The 15,081-nt window shown below is 65.3% G+C and carries 15 protein-coding genes; 10 read left to right on the top strand and 5 right to left on the bottom strand.

Going from position 1 to position 15,081, the window contains the following annotated elements:
- Position 1 precedes the first annotated feature (1 nt).
- Genes AC1DYD_RS15545 through AC1DYD_RS15530 form a run of 4 tightly spaced genes read right to left on the bottom strand, consistent with a single transcriptional unit; the run spans position 2 to position 4,471 of the window.
- Complete coding sequence (locus AC1DYD_RS15545) at positions 2-1,261, bottom strand: acyl-CoA dehydrogenase family protein (protein ID WP_478173647.1); 1,260 nt, start codon at positions 1,259-1,261, stop codon at positions 2-4.
- Complete coding sequence (locus AC1DYD_RS15540) at positions 1,207-2,034, bottom strand: sugar phosphate isomerase/epimerase family protein (RefSeq protein WP_478173646.1); 828 nt, start codon at positions 2,032-2,034, stop codon at positions 1,207-1,209. Before AC1DYD_RS15540 ends, AC1DYD_RS15545 begins: the two co-directional genes overlap by 55 nt.
- A 16-nt stretch (positions 2,035-2,050) precedes the next feature.
- Positions 2,051-2,677 carry an NIPSNAP family protein gene (locus tag AC1DYD_RS15535; RefSeq protein WP_478173645.1) on the bottom strand — a complete coding sequence of 209 codons (627 nt, stop codon included), beginning with the start codon at positions 2,675-2,677 and terminating at the stop codon, positions 2,051-2,053.
- Between the two features lie 9 nt (positions 2,678-2,686).
- Complete coding sequence (locus AC1DYD_RS15530) at positions 2,687-4,471, bottom strand: FAD-dependent oxidoreductase (RefSeq protein WP_478173644.1); 1,785 nt, start codon at positions 4,469-4,471, stop codon at positions 2,687-2,689.
- 104 nt (positions 4,472-4,575) lie between these two features.
- On the opposite strand from AC1DYD_RS15530, the gene AC1DYD_RS15525 reads away from it, so the two are divergent.
- The 10 genes from AC1DYD_RS15525 (at position 4,576) to AC1DYD_RS15480 (ending at position 14,736) form a co-directional block, all read left to right on the top strand.
- The gene (locus AC1DYD_RS15525; RefSeq protein ID WP_478173643.1) at positions 4,576-5,364 is read left to right on the top strand and encodes a shikimate dehydrogenase family protein; all 789 of its coding nucleotides are present in this window, start codon (positions 4,576-4,578) and stop codon (positions 5,362-5,364) included.
- Between the two features lie 227 nt (positions 5,365-5,591).
- Positions 5,592-7,346, top strand: coding sequence for an FAD-dependent oxidoreductase (locus tag AC1DYD_RS15520; protein ID WP_478173642.1), 1,755 nt, complete (start codon positions 5,592-5,594; stop codon positions 7,344-7,346).
- A gap of 130 nt (positions 7,347-7,476) precedes the next feature.
- Complete coding sequence (locus AC1DYD_RS15515; RefSeq protein WP_478173641.1) at positions 7,477-8,322, top strand: SDR family NAD(P)-dependent oxidoreductase; 846 nt, start codon at positions 7,477-7,479, stop codon at positions 8,320-8,322.
- 24 nt (positions 8,323-8,346) lie between these two features.
- Complete coding sequence (locus AC1DYD_RS15510; protein ID WP_478173640.1) at positions 8,347-9,198, top strand: branched-chain amino acid ABC transporter permease; 852 nt, start codon at positions 8,347-8,349, stop codon at positions 9,196-9,198.
- Positions 9,199-9,222: 24 nt separating this feature from the next.
- Positions 9,223-10,209 carry a branched-chain amino acid ABC transporter permease gene (locus AC1DYD_RS15505; protein ID WP_478173639.1) on the top strand — a complete coding sequence of 329 codons (987 nt, stop codon included), beginning with the start codon at positions 9,223-9,225 and terminating at the stop codon, positions 10,207-10,209.
- Positions 10,210-10,234: 25 nt separating this feature from the next.
- Positions 10,235-10,954, top strand: a complete 720-nt coding sequence (locus AC1DYD_RS15500) for an ABC transporter ATP-binding protein (RefSeq protein ID WP_478173638.1) — start codon at positions 10,235-10,237, stop codon at positions 10,952-10,954.
- On the top strand, positions 10,951-11,658 hold the full coding sequence (locus tag AC1DYD_RS15495) for an ABC transporter ATP-binding protein (RefSeq protein WP_478173637.1): 708 nt from the start codon (positions 10,951-10,953) through the stop codon (positions 11,656-11,658). The genes AC1DYD_RS15500 and AC1DYD_RS15495 overlap by 4 nt, the downstream gene beginning before the upstream one ends.
- A gap of 75 nt (positions 11,659-11,733) precedes the next feature.
- A complete protein-coding gene (locus tag AC1DYD_RS15490; protein WP_478173636.1) occupies positions 11,734-12,939 on the top strand; it encodes an ABC transporter substrate-binding protein in 1,206 nt (401 codons plus the stop codon).
- 67 nt (positions 12,940-13,006) lie between these two features.
- The gene (locus AC1DYD_RS15485; RefSeq protein ID WP_478173635.1) at positions 13,007-13,909 is read left to right on the top strand and encodes an NAD-dependent epimerase/dehydratase family protein; all 903 of its coding nucleotides are present in this window, start codon (positions 13,007-13,009) and stop codon (positions 13,907-13,909) included.
- A 17-nt stretch (positions 13,910-13,926) separates the two neighbouring features.
- The gene (locus AC1DYD_RS15480) at positions 13,927-14,736 is read left to right on the top strand and encodes an SDR family NAD(P)-dependent oxidoreductase (protein WP_478173634.1); all 810 of its coding nucleotides are present in this window, start codon (positions 13,927-13,929) and stop codon (positions 14,734-14,736) included.
- Between the two features lie 59 nt (positions 14,737-14,795).
- On the opposite strand, the gene AC1DYD_RS15475 is transcribed toward AC1DYD_RS15480, so the two are convergent.
- Positions 14,796-15,081: helix-turn-helix domain-containing protein (locus tag AC1DYD_RS15475; protein WP_478173633.1), on the bottom strand; the 286-nt coding region annotated here is incomplete at its 5' end.

The following is a 15,081-nucleotide window of genomic DNA, read 5'->3' as shown; positions in this document are numbered from 1 at the left end:
TTCACCGGTTCACGTCGAACAGCTGCGCACCCTTGCGCAGCGCGCTCTTGGCGATGACGCCGCGGTGAATCTCGCTGGTGCCGTCGAAGATTCGATAAATGCGCGCGTCGCGGTAATAGCGTTCGATCGGCAACTCCTTGCAGAATCCCATGCCGCCGAAGACCTGAACCGCTCGATCCACCACACGACCCAGCGTCTCGGCCGCAAGGACCTTGACCATGGCGATCTGTTCTCGTGCATCCAGGCCCTGATCGAGCATCCAGGCGGCGTGGTAGACCATCCACCGCGCGGCGTTGATCTCGATCACGCTGTCCGCAATCATCTGCTGAACCATTTGGAAGTCGCCGATGCGGGTGTTGAATTGCCTGCGATCGTTGGCATAGCCCACCATCAGTTCGCAGACATGCGTGGCTTTGCCCACCGCGCGAGCGCCAACTTGCGCCAGCCGCACCACGTTGAGAGCGCCCATGGCGAGCTTGAAACCTTGACCGGCTTCGCCGAGCAACGCCTCGTCCTCGAGTGCCACGTTGTCAAAGAAAAGTTCCAGGTGCGGTGTGCCGCGGATGCCCATCATCTTCTGGTCCTTGCCGACGGTGAAGCCGGCCAGGCCCTTGTCGACCATGAACATCGATATCTCCTTCTCGCCGGTCTTCGCCGAGACGAGGAAGAAATCGCTCCATTCGCCATCGCTGATGAAGTGCTTGCTGCCGTTGAGAACCCAGCCGTTGTCGGTCTTCTTCGCGTGGGTCTTGATGCCCGCGGCGTCCGAGCCAGCGCCCGATTCCGTGATGGCGATGGCGCAGGTTCGCTTTCCTTTCACCGAGGGTAGAAGCCATCGCTCCACCTGCGCGCCCTTGCAGTGCAGCAGCGGCTCGTACACATTGCCAAAGGCTCGACGAATCAGGTAGTCGCTGGTATGCCCGAATTGCTCCTCGCACAGGATGCGGTCGAGGTTGGAGAGGCCGCCTCCGCCCAGTTCGGCGGGCATGTTCAGCGCATACAGGCCGAGTTCCTTTGACTTTTGATGGACGGCTGCAGCCTTGGCGTCGTCAAGACGGCCCTGGTTCTCCAGTTCATCTTCGAGGGGGCGAAGTTCTTCGGCGATGAATCGACGCACCGTGTCGATCATCATTCGTTGCTCGTCGCTGAGGGCGAAGTCCATGGTTGCTTGTCTCTCTGGGTGATGTGTTTCGGGGAGGATGCTGCTCAGTTCTTCGGATCGGTGAACGGGCGGCTGTGAGCCAGGCATTGCCGCGCCCATTCGGTCTGTCCCACTTCGGCCATTCGCTCGAGGTGAACGACTTCTACGCTGATGGGCAGGTCGGCCGGCAAGGCCTGGAACAGCCCTTGCAAGTCGATGCCGCCCTCGCCGGGCTGCAAGCGCTCGCAGCGTGCGGTATGGATCATTTCTTCGATGGCGAATGGCCTGCCGTGCTGAGCCTGGGTCGGCGCGTCGCAGATTTGCGCGTAGTGCAGCAGCGAGCGCGGAATGGCCCGGATGTCTTCCAGCGTGGTGTCGGAGCGGTCAAAGTGCAATGCGTCGACCAGGATGCCGGCGTTGGCCGGGTTGTCTGCGGCCTGTACGACCCGCAGCGCGGCCTTGACGTTGGGCACCGCTGTCCAGGGCATGAACTCCAGGTCGGCGGTCATGCCGTAGGGACGCATCAATTCGCACAGGCGAGCGTAGCCTTCGCCGAGGCGCGCCGGGTTCGGGTCATCGCCGGCCACCAGCACGGCTTTTGCACACAGTGCCGCGCCGGTTTCCAGCAGCGGAAGGAAGCTTCGAGCTTCGAAGCCTTCGCCGATCCGAATGATCTCGAGGTCGAACACGCCGACGCCCGTATCGCGGAGTACCGAGACGGTTTCGCGCATCTGCTCGGGGCGGTCGATCAGGAATTGCTGCTGCGCGCCGGCTGCATTGGGCAGGAGGCGAAGGCCCACATGTTCATAGCCAAGCTGCGCAGCGAGGCGCGCGGCTTGCGGCGGAGAAAGCATGCAGGCGCTGAGGTAGGCCAAGGAATGCACGCGCGACATGATGCGTTTCTCCGACTTACTTCAACGGCGAGACCACAGTCGGCAACGCGATGATCGAGGTCATTTGCGTCGTCAGGTGCGCAGGTCCGCCTTTGGGCGGCCAGATCCCTTGCGCGACCGCCTCAGCGCGTGCCTTGCTGCGCGCGTCGAGTGTCGGGTAGGCCCAGATGTTGGTGAAACGCAGGGGACCGTCGAGCCCGACCATCGCCACCACGCAGGGCGAAATCTCTTCTCGCGCAGGCAGGTACTGCTGCCACAGATCCAGGGTCGGCTGAACGCCGCCCGGCTTGATGCCGTAAGTGCGTATCTCATACACCGGGCCGCCGATACCCGATTCGGTGGTGGGGCGCACCGGCTTCATCCAGCTGAAGCCCTGGTAGCTGTGCTGTTCCATGCCTTGGAAGATGTCACCGCAGCCGAACGGGCTTGCGTCACGTTGCGTGCGATCGCGTTCGAGCTGCAGCGTGGCCAGGTCGTCGAAGCCGCGCATGACGATCATCTGGTTGAGTGGGCCGATGTCAGTCGACCAGCAGGCGAGAAACTCGCCGTGGGCCTGGTTCGCCGTGGCGAAGGCCTGCGCGTTGGCTGCCGCCTGTGCGGCAGTGCCCATGGGCAGGGTCATGGTGGTGAGTTCGTAGTACATGGCGGTTCCTCAAAGTTCGGGATCAATGCTCGCGTGCTCGTGCTCCCCACGCGAGGGTTGCACGGTCTGTGGTTCTGGATGCTGCGTTGCGGCCGCGGCGTGGTGCGCGGCGATGAAGCCAAAGGTCATGGCTGGGCCGAGCGTGATGCCGCCGCTGGGATAGCGCCCCCCCATCACGCTGTTCATGTCATTGCCGCCTGCATAGAGCCCAGCGATCGGAATGCCTTGGGCATCCAGAACTTGCGCGCTGGCGTCGACCCGCAGGCCTGCGAAGGTACCGAGGCTGCCCGGCAAGATCTTGACGGCGTAGAACGGCGGCTTCAGGAGCGGGGCCATGCAGGGATTGGGATGGCCGGCAGTCACGTCGCCCTGGATGCGGTTGTAGGGCGTTTCGCCCTTTCGGAAGTCAGCGTCCTGGCCGTCCGTCGCTTGCGCGTTGTAGCGCAGCACGGTGGCTCGAAGCCTTGGCGCGTCGATGCCGCACACGCCGGCCAGTTCGTCGAGCGTACGGCCGCGCTTCAAGTAGCCGTTGCGAAGCAGGCCCCCGCGCGGCATTGGCGAGGGCTTGACGGCGCCAAGCCCGAAGCGGCGAAGGAAGCTGTGGTCGCAGACCAGCCAGGCTTCGACGGGATCGCCGGCGGGAGTGGCGGCCAGCAGGTCGCACATGAAGTCGTGGTACGAATCGGCTTCGTTCGTGAAACGCCGGCCGGCGCGCGTCACCGCGATCAACCCGGGTTTGGCGCGCTCGATCAGGTGAGGGAAGTGCGTCACCGTGCCATCGGCCCTCGGCACCAGGGACACTGGCGCCAGCGCCGCGGCGTGCGCCAGATCAGTCGCCACCACGCCGCCCGCCGCTTCGCCAAGGCGCAGGCCATCCCCGGTATTGCCGCGTGACGCAGCCGACCAATGTGCATGGCCGGCTCGGGCGTGCGGAAGCAGCACCCTCTTGCGCTGCACATCATGAGGGAAACCTCCGCAAGCCAGCATCACGCCGCGGGTGGCCCAGATGTCGACTTCGCCTGCTGGCGTCGCGATCAAGGCACCGGCCACGCGGCCATCGCGCTTCAACAGCCGAAGCGCCGGGCTTCCGACGCGGATCTCGACACCGGCGTCGAACGCCGAGGCCGCCAGACCGGCCACCAGGGCATTGCCATTCACGAGGCGCATGCCGCGCCGATGCACCAGCAGATCGCGCCAGTGGCTCAGCACGCGCCTTGTCACATGACGGAACGAAGCCGCGGATCGCATCGCGTTGAGGAAGTGGCGCAACTCACCGGATGCAATACCCATGCCCCACAAGGTCGTTTCCTCCAGCGCCGGCTTGAGTTGTGTGATGTGGTCGCCAAGCCTCCGTCCGTCGAAGGGAGCGGCGCAGAGCGAGCGGCCGCCGGTCGCGGCGTCGACCGTCCGGCCGTGGAAGTCGGGAACCCCGTTGCCGTCGATGAACTGCAGCGCGGTGCGCGAACTGAAGAATTCGACCATTCGCGGGCCGTTCTCCAGGAAAGCGCGGGCGAGCGACTCGTCGAACCGGGCGCCGAGTTCATGGCGCAGGTAGGACAGCGGCTTGCCGATGTCTTCGTCGATGCCGGCGGCGATCGCCAGCGGATTCCGCGGAATCCACATCCAGCCGCCAGACCAGGCGGTGGTGCCGCCGTACTGCGCCTCCTTCTCCACCACCAGCACCTTGAGCCCGAGGTGCGCCGCTGTCACTGCCGCGGAAAGGCCTCCGGCGCCAGACCCGATCACGAGCAGGTCGCAGTGGTCGACGGATTCTCGATGGGGCGCTGAAGGCATGGCGCGATCCTAACGATAAAAAGAATTCAGTTCAATACTTGAACACAATTCCATTTTAATCTACGATCAGCCCCAACGATCCCGTTCGCACAGGAAACATCACCATGACTCTCGACGGCGCCACACGCGTCCACTTCATCGTCGGAGACCCGATCGCGCAAGTGAAGTCACCGGCCGGCGTGACGCGGGCCTACCAGGACCGCGGGCACAACGCCATGGTCGTGCCGGCGCACGTTTCACCTGCCGACCTTGCCGCCTGGCTGGCCGGCGTCTCGCTGGCAAAGAACGTCGACGGCATCATCGTCACGGTGCCGCACAAGTTCGCATGCTTCGACCTGTGCGCCACGTCCTCGGAGCGGGCCGCATTTCTGCATACCGCGAACACCATGCGCCGCAATGCGAATGGCAGCTGGCACGGCGACATGTTCGATGGCTTGGGTTTCGTCGCCGCCCTGCGCGACAAGGGTTGCGCGCCCGAAGGCAAAAAAGCCTTGCTGGTCGGCGCGGGCGGTGCCGGCTCGGCGATTGCTCACGCACTGGTGATGGCGGGCGTGAGCGCGCTCGCCATTCACGACGAAGACGCGCAGCGCCGCCACGCGCTGGTGGCGCGGCTGGGCGGCCTGGACAAGTGCTCGGTCCACGAGGGCTCGGCCGATCCGGCCGGCTACGACATCGTGATCAACGCGACGCCCGCTGGCATGAAGGACACCGATCCACTGCCGCTGGCCACGGACAAGCTTGCCGCCAACACATTCGTGGGCTGCGTCATTACCGCGCCGGCTATCTCGCCACTCATTGCCGCGGCACGCGCCAAGGGCTGTCCCACCCTGACCGGCGCCGACATGTTCGCGAAGGTGAGCGACCTGATGGTCGACTTCCTCCTTGGAGGCTGAAATGAAACACCCCCCGAAGCGCCTGCGGCGCCCCGAGTCGCTGCCAGAGGCAGCGGCTCTTCGGGTCCGTCCAAGCCTGCGCAGGCAGGCTTGGAGCCGCGGACCTCAGCCCCCTCAAGGGGGGCGATACCGGCGGCCCGGCAAAGCCGGTTCCGCGGTATCCCTGGATTTTGGCTGCGCCGGTTTCATGCGTCGCGGGTCACGCGATCACGTGGTGGAGCACTGAGATGCGGATTTGCCAGAACGACCTCGCCGCCATCCACGACGGCGCGAGCTACGACATCGTTGTGATCGGCGCCGGCGGCGCCGGCATGGCGGCTGCGCTCTATGCCGCGATCGACGGCAAGAAGGTCCTGCTTGTCGAACGCACCGAGTATGTCGGCGGCACCACCGCTCGCTCCGCCGCAACGACCTGGGTGCCCGGCACGCATCACGCGGCCTCCGTGAATCCGACGGACACGCTGGAGGACGCCGCACGCTATCTGACAAATGCGATCGGCGAGCGCACGCCGGCGTCGATGCGGCAGGCCTTTCTGGACCACGGCGCGCAGGCGGTCAAGCAGATCGAAATGCATTCCGAAGTCAAGTACCGGCCGTACCCGAAGCATCCCGACTACATCTCCGACCTTGGCGGTTCAACCCTCAACGGTCGTGCGCTCGAGCCGCTGCCCTTCGATGGCCGCAAGCTCGGCCCGCTCTTGTCCTTGGTGCGGCCGCCGATCCCCGAGTTCACGGTCTTGGGCGGGATGATGGTCGATCGCAACGACATCAACCACCTGCTTGGCATGACGCAATCGATGGCGTCACTCAAGCATTCGGCCAAGATCATTTCGCGCCACGCGAAAGACCGGCTGACCCATCCGCGCGGCACGCGCTGGGTCATGGGCAATGCGTTGATCGGGCGCTTGCTGTATTCGCTGGCGCAGCACGACAACGTCACGCTCGCGTTGAACACATCGATCGAAGACATCGATCGTGCAGCGAACGGGGAGGGCGCCATCGACGCCGTCACGCTGGTGCGGAACGGCGAGCGGCGCAGGGTGCGCGTCGACGGCGGCGTCATTCTGGCCAGCGGGGGCTTCAATCGCCATGCCGACCTGCGCAAGACCCTGCTGCCGGGCATCGAGCAGGACTGGAGCCCGGCCGCGCCAGGCCACACGGGTGCCGCGCACGATCTGGTGCGCAAGCTCGGTGCGCGCTACGGCAATGGCGGCCTGTCGCACGCATTCTGGGCGCCGGTGTCGCTGCGCAAGCGCGCAGATGGCAGCATGGCGTCGTTCCCGCATTTCGTGATGGACCGCGCAAAGCCTGGCATGCTGACCGTGAATCAAGCGGGCCGGCGCTTCGTCAACGAAAGCACTTCGTACCACCTGTTCGGGTTGGCGATGCAGACGGCAAACGAAGTGTCGCCGTCGATTCCAGCCTGCCTGGTCTGCGACGCCGAGGCATTGCGAAAGTACGGCATCGGCATGGTGCGCCCCGGCGGCAAGGGCCTCGCGCCGTTTCTTGCCGATGGCTACCTCACGCAGGGCAAGACGCTCGATGAGTTGGCGGCCAAGCTCGGCATCGATGCCGCTGGCCTGAAGGCGAGCGTTGCCAAGATCAACAGCTACGCCGAAACGGGCATCGACCCTGACTTCCGGCGAGGCGAGACGGCCTACCAGCAGAACATCGGTGATGCCGCGTGGAGCGGCAAGAACCCCAACATCGGTCCGTTGAAGCAGGCGCCTTACTACGCGATACGGCTCTACCCGGGCGACATCGGTGCTTCCACCGGCTTGGCGACCGACGCCGACGCGCAGGTGCTGGGCGAGAACGATCGACCGATTCCCGGCCTGTACGCGGTCGGCAACGACATGCACTCGATCATGGGCGGCGTCTATGTCGCCCCTGGCATCACGCTCGGCCCCGGCCTCGTATTCGCCTATCTCGCGGTACGGCATGCCGTTGCGCGTGCCAGCACTCACCTAGGGAAAACCTGATTCGAGCGCGCACGAAAAGTCCTGCTTTTAGCCGCAATCGTCGACTGACGACGAGGCTCGGCAAAACATCATTGCCTATCGCGGCGCCGAGTTGAACGGCCTGCACGAGACCGAACAGGAGACAAAGAGAATGCAAGCCAAACGCCCGGATTTGATGCCGGAATCGGACCAGCCTCTGCCTGCACCGACCATGCAACGCGTCGCGGTCATCACCGGGGCCGCCGATGGCATCGGCTGGGCCACGGCGCAGCGCCTTGTCAGCGATGGCTGGCGCGTCGCGCTGCTCGACCTGCAGACCGAGGCGGTCGATGCGCGCGCTGGCGAACTCGGGCCGGACCACCTTGGCCGGGCCTGCGACGTGACCGATGCCTCCAGCGCGGACGCTGCCGTTGCCGCCGTCGTGGCGGGCATGGGCCGAATCGATGCACTCGTGAACAACGCAGGCATCGGCGACCAGACCCGTCCGACCCTCACACAATCGATCGAAGCTTTCGATCGGGTGCTGGCTGTGCATCTGCGCGGCACCTTCCTGATGAGCCAGGCCACGCTGCGTGTCATGCAAGAGCAGCCGCGCGACGGTCGCGGCAACCGCGGCGCCATCGTCAACTTGGGCTCGATTGCCAGCTTGGGTGGTATCCCCGGCCGCAACGCCTACTGCGCCGCCAAGACCGGCGTCGTGGGGCTGACGCGCGCATTGGCCAGCGAATGGGCGCGCGAGGGCGTGCGTGTCAACGCCGTGGCGCCCGGCTATGTGCGCACCACGATGGTGGCGCGATTGGTGCGCGAGCGCGCGATCGATGGCCTCGCCATCGCGCACCGCACGCCGTTGGGCCGCATGGCCGAACCGGCCGAGATCGCCGAGGCCATCGCCTTCCTTGCCTCGCCGCAAGCCAGTTACGTCACCGGCGCAGTGCTGCCGGTGGACGGAGGCTGGTCCGCCTTCGGTGCCCCCGACAGTGCGATGCCCGCACTCTGACTCAAACACCCAGGAGGCGAACCCATGCTCACCATCAACATTTTCAACGGCCTCGTATACGGCGCATTGCTTGTCGTGATGTGTTCCGGCCTGGCGCTCATCTACGGACTGCGCCGCGTCGTGAACTTCGCCCATGGCTCGCTCTATATGCTGGGCGCGTACCTGGGCTACTCGATCGCGCTGCACAGCAATTTCTGGGTGGCACTGGTGGCGGCTCCTGCCATCATGGCGCTGTTCGGCGTGTTGCTGGACCGCTATGGCTTTCGCCTGCTGCAGGATCGCGACCCTCTCACCGTGGTCCTGGTGACCTTCGGCCTGCTGCTGATCATCGAAGACTTCGTCCAGACGGTGTGGGGAAAGAGCAACCTGACGGTGGCCATGCCGAGCGCGCTGGCCACCTCGTTGGATTTCGGGGGTACGCCGCTGCCGGCCTATCGATTGGCAGTGATCGGCGTCGGCGCGCTGGTGGCACTCGGTCTGACGGCCTGGCTGCGCATGTCCAAGATCGGCCTGTTCGTGCGGGCCGCCAGTACCGACCCCACCACGACGGCCATGCAGGGCGTCAACACCGACGTGCTCAGCGCAGGCGTGGTCGGATTGGGCACGGCCCTCGCGGGCCTGGCCGGCGTGGTGGCTGCGCCTTTCCTGTCGCTGTCGCCCTCGATGAGCAGCGACGTGATCATCGATTCCTTCGTCGTGGTGGTTGTTGGCGGTCTCGGGTCGTTGGCAGGCGCTTTCATTGCCGCGATGGTGCTGGGCATGGTGCAGGCGCTCGGCGCCGTGTACGTGCCTGATCTGTCCGCGGTGTTGCCCTTCGTGATCATGGTCGCGGTGCTGATCTGGAAGCCATCGGGCTTCGCAGGCAGCCGTACCTGAGCCGCACAACCTGGAGACATCGCAATGACAAATCTTCGATTGGGAATGAGCGCCGCCGGCGCGCTGGCCGCAGGTGGCGTCGTGGCCGCATCGGTCGGCTCGGGCACCGTGTTGTCGCTGCTCACGCAAGCAGTCATCTTCGGCGTATTTGCCCTGGGCGTGGGTCTGCTGCTGCGCCAAAACGGCATGGTCAGCTTTGGCCACGCGCTGTTCTTCGGCGTGTCCGGCTACTCAGTGGGCATCGTGCTGGAATTGGGCTGGATGCCGGCCGAGCTGGCCATCCTTTGCATTCTCGCGATGGTGGCGCTCTGTGCCTTCGTCGTCGGGCTCGTGATCGTGAGGGTGCCGGGCGTGGCCTTCAGCATGATGACCCTGGCCATCGGCCAGATGTTCTTCCTCACCGCCTCGCGCTCGCGTGGACTGACTGGCGGAGCCGACGGCATGAACGTCAACTGGCCCGCCACCTTGTTCGGCGTTCCGCAGTCGCTGCTGCACAAGCCCGCTGTGCTCTTTCTGATCTGCTGGACGGTCCTGGTCCTGCTGATGCTGGCGCTCGCCTTTCTGCTGCGCAGCCGCTTCGGCAGCGTGACCGAGGCCGTCCGAGACAACGAGGAGCGCGCGCGCTTCATCGGTGTGCGCACGCTGCTGCCGCGCGCCGCGGTGTACGCGCTGTCGGCAACCGTGGTGGCGTTGGCCGGACTGCTGTCGGCGCTGAACACCGGCTTCGTATCACCCGAAGCGCTGCATTGGAGCGTGTCGGGCGTCGCGTTGATGATGGTGGTGGTGGGCGGCTACAAGGCGCTGTGGGGGCCGCCGCTCGGAGCCATCGTCTATTTCCTCTTCAAGGACGTGCTGGGCGACTACGCCAACCACTGGATGGCAATCTTTGGCGTCGCGTTGATCACCGTGATCGTGTTTTCGCCCACCGGCATCGCCGGTGCCTTCGAGCGCCTGACCAAGGGCAAGCACCGCAAGGCCGATGCCGCAGTGCAGCCGGCTGCGGCGCACTGACAGCCCAACAGGAGACGAATCAACCATGAACGACTACGTGTTGCAGGCCGAAGATGTGGCCATCCACTACGGCGGAGTCAAGGCCGTGGATGGCGTTGGCCTGACCTTGGAGCGTGGCCAGATCCGGGGGCTGATCGGTCCCAACGGCGCAGGAAAGTCCACCGTGATCGACGCCATCACCGGCCGACGCCGGCTGACGCGCGGCAAGGTCATGCTGGGCGGCCAGGATGTGACGGCCCTTGGCGTCGTGGAGCGGCGCATGCGCGGGCTTTCTCGCAGCTTCCAGCGCACCAGCATCTTTGGTCAGATGAAGGTGCGTAGGCAAGTCGAACTGGCGTCGCACCGCATGAACCCGGAGGGCTATCAGGCCGACGCTGAGGCGGTTCTCAAGGAACTGGACTTGTTGCCTCGCGCCGACGACGTTGCAGAGGACCTTGGCTATGGCGAGCAGCGCCGGCTCGACCTGGGGCTGGCACTCGTCGGCCGGCCGACCGTATTGCTGCTGGACGAGCCCATGGCTGGACTCTCGGTCAAGGAATCGCTGGACCTGGCTCGGCATCTCAAGGCGCTGACCGCGCGCTGGAACGTCTCGGTGCTGCTGGTCGAGCACGACATGGACGTGGTGTTCGGCATCTCGGACGTCGTGACCGTGTTCGAGCTCGGCCGCGTCATCGCAAGCGGCGAACCGGCCGCCGTGCGCGCCGATCCGCGCGTGCGAGAAGCCTACCTGGGGAGCGCGGCATGACGACATCTTTGCTCGAACTCGCGAAGGTCAACGCCTTCTACGGCTCGGCCCACATCCTGCACGACCTGAGCCTGGCAGTGCACCCGGGCGAGCGCGTGGCCCTGGTCGGGCGAAACGGGATGGGCAAGACGACGGTGGTCAACACCATCCTCGGCCTGGCCGCATTGCGCGGCGGGCGGGTGCAGGTCGGCGGGAAGTTGCTGGCGCGGCCGCGAACCTACCAGGCGGCCCAGCAGGGCGTGGTTGTGGTTCCGCAGGGACGCCGAATCGTGGCCAATCTCAGCGTCGAAGAGAACCTGCAACTCGGCGCTGCCGTCGGCCGCAAGGGTCCGTGGACCGTGCAGGAGATCTACAAACTTTTCCCCATCCTGAAGGAGCGCGCCCACACGCCCGGCACCGCGCTGTCCGGCGGCCAGCAGCAGATGCTGGCCGTGGGCCGCGCGTTGATGGCGAACCCCTCCCTCATCCTGCTGGATGAGCCGACCGAAGGCCTGGCTCCGGTGATCGTCGACCAATTGGCCGTCATCTTCAACCGGGTGGCCGACCAGGGCACCGCGCTGCTGCTGATCGAACAGAACATGAGTCTCGTGGTGCGCGTCGCCAGCCGCTACTACGCGATGGCAAAGGGCTCGGTCGTCGCACAGGGGCCGGTCCACAACAGCCGTGAAGGCCTGCACGACCTCGAAGGGCACGTGATGGTCTGAGACTGCGGCGGTCGATGCCCCGTTCTTTCGTTACGGCCGCCGGACCGCCTCCGGCGTTTGAATCAGGAGACTCACATGGTCGAGAAGAAACCCCTCTTGCAGCTCTGCGCTGCGTCCGTCCTTGCGCTTGGCGCGGTACTGCCCCTGGCGGCATTTGCACAGGGCAAGGAACCAGTCAAGGTCGGCCTCGTATCGTCCAAGTCGGGCGTGTTCGCCCAGCAGGGCGAGGAGGTGATGCGCGCAGTCAAGTTCGCCATCGAGGAAGCCAACAGCAAAGGCGGCGTCGACGGCCGCAAGGTCGAGGTGCAGGAGGGCGATGACGAAGGTACGCCCGATGCCGGGCGGCGCGTGGCCGAAAAGCTTGCGCGCGATGGCAACAACCTGCTGATCGGCGCAATCCCGTCGTCGATCTCGCTGGCCATCGCCCAGAATCTGGATCGCTGGGATGCTGCCTATTTCGTGGTGGCCAGCAAGTCCGACAAGCTCACGGGCGACACCTGCAAGCCGCGCAGCTTCCGCACCAATCATTCAGACGCGATGGACATCGCGATGATCAACGAGTGGGCCAAGGGGCTCCCTGAGAAAAGCTTCGCAGTACTCGCCGCCGACTACGTGTGGGGCCGCGATTCGGGTGAATCCTTCAAGAAGGCGGCCGAAGCCGCGGGCAAGAGCGTCAAGCTGAGCCTCTACGTGCCGCTGGGTACCAAGGATTTTTCGCCCTACATTGCACAACTGAAGGACGCCAACGTCGAGGCGATCTGGGTTGCGGAGACCGGCCGTGACGCGATCGCTTTCGTCAAGCAGGCCGAGGAGTTCGGCCTGATCCCGAAGACCAAGCTGATCGGCCATGCATTGATTCAGAACTTCATGATCAATGCGACCGGAAGGGCGCTCGAAGGAACTCCCGGCAACACCGCCTACACAGCGACGCTCGACAATCCGAACAGCAAGGCCTTCGTTGCGGCTTGGAAGGCCAAGTTCAACCGTGTCCCCACCGACAACGAAGGTCAGGCCTACAACGGCATGCAAGTGATGTTCGAGGGCGTCAAGAAGTCGGGGAGCGTCAAGCCTGCCGACGTCAGCAAAGCGCTGCGCGGCGCAGAGATCGAGACCCTCTACGGAAAAGTCACCATGCGCGCTGCCGACAACCAGCTCCTGTTGCCCAACTACGTCGCGCGCGCAAAGCTCGTCGATGGCGCGATCGTGCCGGTGATCGAGCATACCTACCCAGCCTCGCTCACTCCGCCACCGTCGCCGCTGTGCAAGATGGCCCAGGGCTAGACCTGGCGGCCATCACTGGCGCCCAAGCCGTGCCTTGTCGCCCCACCCATACCTCGGAGAAACGGAAATGAAGAATGTGCTGGTCACGGGCGGCAGCGGCTTTCTAGGCGCCTGGATCGTGCGTCGACTGAGTGCGCGCGGCATCCAGGCGCGCGTGTTCGACATTCAGGACAAGCGCGATACGGCAGCCGCCATTGTCGGAGACGCCATGGCTCGGCAACTCGACTGGCGAGTGGGAGACATTCGCCGGGCCGATCACGTACACAAGGCGATGACCGGGTGCGACGGCGTCGTTCACCTGGCCGGCGTGCTGACACCGGACTGCAGCGCCAACCCTGTGCGAGGCGCCGAGATCAACCTGATCGGCTCGCTGAATGTGTTCGATGCGGCACGCGCGCAAGGCGTCGGGCAGGTCGTCTACGCGAGCTCCGCCGGTGTCTATGGTCCGGATGATGCGCAACATCCATGGCCTGCAACGCACTACGGTGCCTTCAAGCTGGCTGTGGAAGGATCGGCCCGCGCGTACTGGCGCGAGCACGGCATCGGAAGTGTCGGCCTGAGGCCATTCGTCGTGTACGGACCGGGACGGGAAACCGGCGTGAGCGCCGGCCCCAGCCTGGCCTGTCGCGCTGCGGCACGCGGCGAAGCATTCACCATCGGCTACACCGGCGCATCGGGCCTGATCTATGTCGACGACGTGGCGCATGCCTTTGAACAGGCGCTGCTGACGCCGGCGAAGGGCGCCAATGTGTACAACCTGTTGGGTGAAGCAGCCACCGTCGACGAAGTGATGGCCGAGATTCGTCGCCAGGTACCTGGAGCCCAACTCGATGCAAAGGGCCCGCCACTGACCATCGCTTCCGGCATCGGTGAGGAGGGCCTCGACAGGCTGTTGCCCCGCGGCCAGCGCACCAGCCTTTCGCGCGGGATTGCGGCCACTCTCCAGCACCACCTCGAACGGGTCTCTTGAGAGCCGCCACAACCCCTATGCGTCCCATTCATGCCCTCGTCACTGGCGCCACCGGCGGAATAGGCCGCGGTATTTGCTTCGCGCTGATCGAGCAAGCGCGCAAGGATGGCGCGCCGATCCACATCAGCGCCGCCGCCTCGCAAGGGGGCGAAAAGCTCGATCGCCTGCTCGAAGAGCTTCGCGCCGCTGGGGCTTCGACCAGCGGGCTGACCGGGGACATCACCGACCCCGCGCAATGCTCGGCGCTGGTCACGCAGGCCGGGACCGAGGGAGGGGACCTGACGTCGCTGGTATGCAATGCCGGCGCCTCCGGCCCCGGGAACCTGGCCGACCTGCCGTTGGCCCAGTGGGACAAGACCTTCAATCTCAACACGCGATCGGCCTTCCTGTTGTCGCAGGCCGCCCGGCCGCAACTGATGCGCACGCGTGGCTGCATCACCGCAGTGGCCTCGATGTCGGGCTTGTTGCCGCACCCCGGCTACGGCGCGTACTCGGCGTCCAAGGCCGCGCTCATCATGCTGTGCCGCCAACTTGCGCAGGAGTGGGCGGTCGACGGGATCCGCGTCAACACCGTGTGTCCGGGAATGATTCGTACGCCGCTGACAGAGGCGGTCTATCAGGATGAGGCGAGCCTCAATCAACGCCGGGCGTTGGTGCCGCTGGGGCGCATTGGCACGGCGCAGGACGTAGGCGCCTCCGTTGCATGGCTCGCGAGCGCGGGTGCGGCATATGTGACGGGCCAGAATCTGACAGTAGATGGCGGTATCTCGGATCGAATCCTATCGCTCATCCCCGGTCGGCCCGGGAGGGGGCCAGTTTCGCGGTGAGGGGTGAATGTGTCGGGGCCGCGCATTGGGTTGGGCTGTTGTGTGGCTGCCGAGGCATTTCAGCAGCCTGTCAAACGCTCCAGCGCCCGAGTCCGATATTCCCTCGGCCCGAGGCCCGTGTGCCGCTTGAAAAAGCGGCAGAAGTAGGCGGGATCCTGAAAGCCGAGGTCGAAGGCCAACCTGGACACGGGCGCCGCTACGTGTACGAGCCTGCGGCAGGCTTCGCGCGCAAGCCGGGTGTGGATCAGGGACTGGGCGTTCTGCCCCGTCTCATTGCGTACCATCCGGTTGAGCCTTTCGGTGGAGAGTCCCAATTGTTCGGCATAGCGCGAGACGGGCCAGCAG

This window comes from Variovorax sp. P4_B11, assembly GCF_056402355.1.
This window is presented reverse-complemented; position numbering and strand designations above follow the sequence as displayed.